This is a genomic window from Spirillospora sp. NPDC049652 (assembly GCF_040675125.1).
In the GTDB taxonomy this organism is placed as follows: domain Bacteria; phylum Actinomycetota; class Actinomycetes; order Streptosporangiales; family Streptosporangiaceae; genus Spirillospora.
Genome location: NZ_JBFAOF010000500.1, coordinates 1 through 5,295 on the forward strand (window position 1 = coordinate 1; position 5,295 = coordinate 5,295).

6 protein-coding genes are annotated in these 5,295 nt (G+C 73.4%); 1 reads left to right on the top strand and 5 read right to left on the bottom strand.

Features of this window, described 5'->3' with window-relative positions:
- The 4 genes from AB0J52_RS26220 to AB0J52_RS26235 form a co-directional block, all read right to left on the bottom strand.
- Nucleotides 1-269, bottom strand: a 269-nt coding sequence (locus AB0J52_RS26220; RefSeq protein WP_500184941.1) for a sigma factor, incomplete at its 3' end; no start/stop codon positions are given.
- Nucleotides 270-329: 60 nt separating this feature from the next.
- Nucleotides 330-1,721 carry a vWA domain-containing protein gene (locus tag AB0J52_RS26225; protein WP_500184943.1) on the bottom strand — a complete coding sequence of 464 codons (1,392 nt, stop codon included), beginning with the start codon at nucleotides 1,719-1,721 and terminating at the stop codon, nucleotides 330-332.
- Between the two features lie 5 nt (nucleotides 1,722-1,726).
- Nucleotides 1,727-2,599 carry an AAA family ATPase gene (locus AB0J52_RS26230; protein ID WP_500184944.1) on the bottom strand — a complete coding sequence of 291 codons (873 nt, stop codon included), beginning with the start codon at nucleotides 2,597-2,599 and terminating at the stop codon, nucleotides 1,727-1,729.
- Nucleotides 2,600-3,082 (bottom strand): hypothetical protein, encoded by a 483-nt coding sequence (locus tag AB0J52_RS26235; protein WP_500184946.1) that lies wholly within the window; start codon nucleotides 3,080-3,082, stop codon nucleotides 2,600-2,602. It abuts the gene before it with no gap.
- A gap of 220 nt (nucleotides 3,083-3,302) precedes the next feature.
- On the opposite strand from AB0J52_RS26235, the gene AB0J52_RS26240 reads away from it, so the two are divergent.
- A complete protein-coding gene (locus AB0J52_RS26240; protein ID WP_500184947.1) occupies nucleotides 3,303-3,644 on the top strand; it encodes a hypothetical protein in 342 nt (113 codons plus the stop codon).
- A 63-nt stretch (nucleotides 3,645-3,707) separates the two neighbouring features.
- On the opposite strand, the gene AB0J52_RS26245 is transcribed toward AB0J52_RS26240, so the two are convergent.
- On the bottom strand, nucleotides 3,708-5,295 hold a 1,588-nt coding region (locus AB0J52_RS26245; protein ID WP_500184948.1), incomplete at its 5' end, for an acyl-CoA dehydrogenase family protein.

Here is a 5,295-nt window from a genome sequence, read left to right on the forward strand (position 1 = left end):
GGCGGACCGTGCCTGCGGAGGCCCCGCAGGGCGACGGCGGCGCGGCGCCAGCGGCTGGCCGCCAGGCGGTAGGCGACCCGCGCGACCCAGGCGCGCGGCTGGTCGAGGTCGCGCACGCTCTCCCAGTGGGTCCACGCGCGGGTGAACGCCTCCTGCGCGATCTCCTGCGCCTCCGTCCGGTCGCCGGTACGGACGCACAGCTCGGCCACCAGTCCCGGATACGCGTCGCGGTAGAAGGCGGGGAAGCCCGCGTCGTCCTCGTCTGCCACGCCCTCTCCCTCGGTCGGTCTCGGGGGATACACGCCGCAGGCCGGGTGGAGGTTGCGGGGTCAGGCGAGTTCTTCGATGAAGGTGGCGAGCTGGGCCAGGTTGCGGCACTCGAACATGGGGAGCAGCTCGGCGTAGTCGGACGCGGCGGAGTCGCCGGTGTCCCACTGGGGGCGGGGCTCGGGGTTGAGCCAGTAGGCGTGGCGGGCCCGGTCCACCAGGGTGCGCAGGACGGGCAGCGACAGCTCGCCGTAGTTGGAGCGGGCGTCGCCGAGGATCAGCAGGGACGTCCTGGAGGTGACCGCGTCGCCGTACTTGTCGGAGAACGTCTTGATGGCGTTGCCGTAGTGGGAGCGGCCGGTGATCCAGACGAGGTCGGCCTCGCTCGCCATACGGGTCATGGCGTCCACGACGTCCGCGCCCGGCGCGAAGTACTTGGTGATCTCGTCCGTGCCGTCGATGAAGGCGAACGCGCGGACCTTGCTGAACTGCTCGCGCAGCGCGAACGTCAGCAGCAGGGTGAAGTGCGCGAACGAGGACACCGAGTCGCTGGCGTCGCAGAGGATCACCAGCTCGGGCTTGTGCGGGCGGCGCGGCCGGTGCCGGGTGGCGAGGGGGACGCCGCCGCTGGCCAGGGACGCGCGGACGGTCCGCCGGAAGTCCAGCCGCCCCCGGTCGCCCGCGCGCTGCTTCTGGACGAGCCGGGCCGCCAGCCGGCGGGCCAGCGGGTACACCTCGCGGCGCAGGGCGGCCAGCTCGGCGCGGCTCGCGCGGTTGAAGTCCAGGTGCTCGATCGGCGGCCGGGCCGAGATGCGGGCGGTGCGCTCGACGCCGGTGTCCTCGGCGATGCGGCGGCGGACCTCGGTGGCGACCAGGTCCTGGAACCGGGAGATGCGGTCGTTGAACGTCCGGCGGGCGACGCGTTCGGCCATCCCGCCGCGCTCCCGGCCGGTCAGGACGGCGTTGAGCAGGTTCGCCATGAGCGTCTCGGGCGACAGCGCCCGCGTGACGCCGGTGGCGAACCACGACCGCTGCCCCTCGGCCTGGCCGTACTCGGCGACGGCCGTCCGGGCGAACTGGCGCAGGCCCGCGTCGTCGCCGTCCAGCAGGAGTTCGAAGAGCATCTGGCGGCGTTCCTGGACGGCCGGGTCGAGCGGCGGGGGCAGCGGCCGCCCGTCCTCGCCCCTCGTGCGCGCGGGACGGTCCGAGGCGGGCGCGGAGCCGTCGCCGAGCGCGGCCGGGTACCAGAGGTCGAAGAGCGTGTCGAAGACCGGACGGTGCGTCGGACGCTTCACCACGGTCGCGGCGTACGCGGCGCGCAGCGTCTCACGGTCCAGCAGGTCCACGGCGCGCAGGGCGCGGACCGCGTCCAGGCCCTCGGCGACCGACACCGGCAGCCCGGCCTCGCGCAGGGCCGCGACGAACGCGGTGTGCCGGTCGATCAGGGAGGCCACCGGCGTCAGCCCTTCAGGCCGAGTTCCCTGCGGGCGCGCTCCTGGTCGGAGACGTGCTTGAGGACGACCCCGAGCGTGCGTGCGACGGCCGCCTCGTCCAGCTCGTCCAAGCCGAGGGCGAGCAGGGTGCGCGCCCAGTCCACGGTCTCGGCGATGGACGGGGCCTTCTTGACCTCAAGCGCGCGCAGCGTCCCGACCGTCCGGACGAGCTGCTCGGCCAGCTCCGCCTCGATCCCCGGGACCTGGGCGAGGACGATGTCGCGTTCGCGGTCGGCCGCCGGGTAGTCCAGGTGCAGGTAGAGGCAGCGCCGCTTGAGCGCCTCGGACAGCTCGCGGGCGGCGTTGGAGGTGATGAGGACGAACGGCCGCCGGGTCGCCGCGACCGTGCCGAGCTCGGGGATGGTGACCTGGAAGTCCGACAGCACCTCCAGCAGCATGCCCTCCATCTCGACGTCGGCCTTGTCGGCCTCGTCGATCAGCAGGACGGTCGGCCCGGTGCGCCGGATCGCCGCGAGCAGCGGGCGCTCCAGCAGGAAGTCCTCGGAGAAGATGTCGTCGTGGGTGTCCTGCCAGCCCCGGTCGGACGGCGCGGCCTGGATCGCGAGGAGCTGCTTCTTGTAGTTGAACTCGTACAGCGCGCGGGCCTCGTCGAGCCCCTCGTAGCACTGGAGGCGGATCAGCTCCGCCTCGCACGCGCGCGCGACGGCCTTGGCCAGCTCCGTCTTCCCGACCCCGGCGGGCCCCTCGACCAGCAGCGGCTTGCCGAGCGCCTGCGCCAGGAACACCGTGGTCGCGATGGACTCGTCGGTGAGGTAGCCGCCCGCGGCGAGCCGTGCCGCGACGTCGTCCGGGGAGGCGAACAGGGCGTGGACCGTCATTCAGTGGCCTTTCGGGGTGTCCGGCTTGCCGCCGGGCGTCCTGCCCGCGGACTTCTTGCCGCCGGAGGTCCTGGTGTAGGTCTGCCCGGTTCCGGAGAACGTCATCGTCTTCCCGTCCTCGCTGACGGTCGCGCCCCAGTAGTTGCTGCCCTTGGGGTCGCCGCCCTGCCACGAGAACCGGAACTTGGACCGGCCGTCCGGGATGGCGAGGCCGCTCCAGAGGGTCTGGCCCTCCTTCTTCCACACCCCGGAGCCGTCCGCCTTGAACTGGAAGTAGTCCTTGCCGGTGCCGTCCCAGCGTCCGACCAGACCCTTGACCTGGGCCGGATCCACCTTGGGCAACGGCGCGAGCTTGACGGGCTGGGCGTCCCCCTCGCTCTTCTTGGCGTCCTGGCCGCCGCCACCGCAGCCGCCGACGCCGCCCACGGCGAGGACCGCGACGAGCGCGGCGCAGCCGAGCCGAGACACGGCGCGTGTCCGCATGCTCACCTGGACCTCCGGATGATCTCTGGGGAACGAGACCGGCAGTTTACCGGCGGGTAGCCCTCCGCAGCAGCCCTCACCACGGCGAACTTCGGCCCGGCCGAGCCCCGGCCGTCCCCCCGTCATGGGCGGCGGTCTCCGGCCTCACCCCGGGGAGCCAGCCGCGGGATCGTCCCCCGGGGTGAGGACGTCCAGGGTTTCCCCCGCCTACAACTGGAGCATGACCGTTCCACGTGAGGACCTCGCCGCCGGGCTGGCCGCCCGCCGCGAGCTCGGCCCGGACTACGACGCGGCCTTCGCCGACGTGATCGCGACCCGGATCGAGGAGCAGCTCGCGGCCCGGCAGTCCGGACGCGAGCACCCCCGTCCGGCGCCGCCGCCCGCCGTGTTCCACGGCAGGCCCCGCGACCACGCCCTGCTCGTGCTCCTGCTCAGCCTGGCCGTGTCGGTCCCGCTCACGGCCATCAGCGCATCGCTGGCGGGCCCGGGCGCGGTGCTGTTCCTCTGGATCGCGCTGGTCGTGCTGAACGTGGCGTACATGCACCGTCCCCGGCGCGACTGAGCCCCGGGGACGGCGCGCGCACACGCCGCGAGCGGCGGAACGAGCGGTCAGACGGTCAGCCCGTCACTTCCCGGGCTCGGGGTCGCGGGGCAGGCCGAGCAGCCGCTCGCCGATGATGTTCAGCTGCACCTCGGTGGTGCCGCCGTAGATCGTCATCGCGCGGCTGAACAGCATGGCCCGGGCGACGATGCCGGACTCGGCCAGCGTCACCTCGGTCGCCGCGGCGGGCCCCTGCGCGGCCCAGCAGTAGTCGGCGACCTCCTGGTTGAACTGGACGCCGAGCAGCTTGCGGACGCTGGACTCCGCGCCCGGCTCCACGCCGTTCAGCTGCTTCAGCGTGGTGCGCAGCCCGAGCAGGTCGTTGGACTGGCCCTGCGCGACCAGCGCCCCGACCTCGGCGGTCGCGACCGCGTCCAGGTCCCGGCCCCCGAGGAAGTCCAGCAGTTCCGGCACGCCCATGCCGAGGCCGCCGCCGGTGGACAGCGACACCCGCTCGTTCGACAGCGTGTTGCGGGCGACCTGCCAGCCCTGGTTCACCTCGCCGACCACGCAGTCGTCCGGGACGAACACCTCGTCGAGGAACACCTCGTTGAAGATCGCCTCGCCGGTCAGCTCGCGCAGCGGCCGGACGTCCACGCCCTCGGCCTTCATGTCCACCAGGAAGTAGGTGATGCCGTCGTGCTTGGGCGCGGCCGGGTCGGTGCGGGCGATGCAGAAGCCCCATTGCGCGAACTGCGCGACCGAGGTCCAGATCTTCTGCCCGGTGAGCCGCCACCCGCCCTCGACCCGCTCGGCCTTCATCGACAGCGAGGCGAGGTCGGAGCCCGCGCCGGGCTCGGAGAACAGCTGGCACCAGACCAGCTCGCCGCGCAGCGTCGGGCGCAGGAAGCGCTCCTTCTGCTCCTCGGTGCCGTACCGGACGAGCGAGGGCACCAGCCACGCGCCGATGACCAGGTTGGGGGCCTTGACCTTGGCGGCCTTCAGCTCCTGCTGGATGAGGATCTGCTCGACGGGTCCGGCGCCGCGTCCCCAGGGCTCGGGGAAGTGCGGGACGGTCCAGCCGTCGTCGCCCATCCGCCGGTTCCGCTCGCCCTTGTCCTCGATCGCGGCGAGTTCGGCGATCTCGGCGCGGACGCGCTCGCGCAGCGGCTGGGTGTCGTCGGACAGCTCCAGCTCGACCTCGCGGCGGCCTCCGGCGAGCGCCAGCTCGGCGACCCGCGCGGCCCACTGCTTGGACGAGCCGAGCAGCGCCCGCAGCGTGAGCGCGCGCCGCAGGTAGACGTGCGCGTTGTGCTCCCAGGTGAAGCCGATGCCGCCGAGGATCTGGATGGCGTCGCGCGCGGTCTTCACGCCCGCGTCGGCCGCGATGACGGCGGCCACGGCGGCGGCGAACCCGGCGTCCTCGGCACCCTCGTCGAGCGCGCGGGCGGCGTCCCAGGCGGCGGCGCGGGCCTGCTCGGCGGCGATCAGCATCCGGGCGGCCTTGTGCTTGACGCCCTGGAACTGCCCGATCGGACGACCGAACTGCTCGCGGACCTTGGCGTAGGCGGCGGCCGTGTCGACCAGCCAGCCGGACAGCCCGGCGGCCTCGGCGCCGAACAGCGTGGCGGCGAGGTCGGCCACGCGGCGGGTGGTCACGCCGTCCAGCACC

Bases quoted from the DNA above. Each gene is read 5' to 3' on its own strand.
- AB0J52_RS26230 (WP_500184944.1), bottom strand. From the start codon at position 2,599: ATGACGGTCCACGCCCTGTTCGCCTCCCCGGACGACGTCGCGGCACGG.
- AB0J52_RS26235 (WP_500184946.1), bottom strand. From the start codon at position 3,082: ATGCGGACACGCGCCGTGTCTCGGCTCGGCTGCGCCGCGCTCGTCGCG.
- AB0J52_RS26240 (WP_500184947.1), top strand. From the start codon at position 3,303: ATGACCGTTCCACGTGAGGACCTCGCCGCCGGGCTGGCCGCCCGCCGC.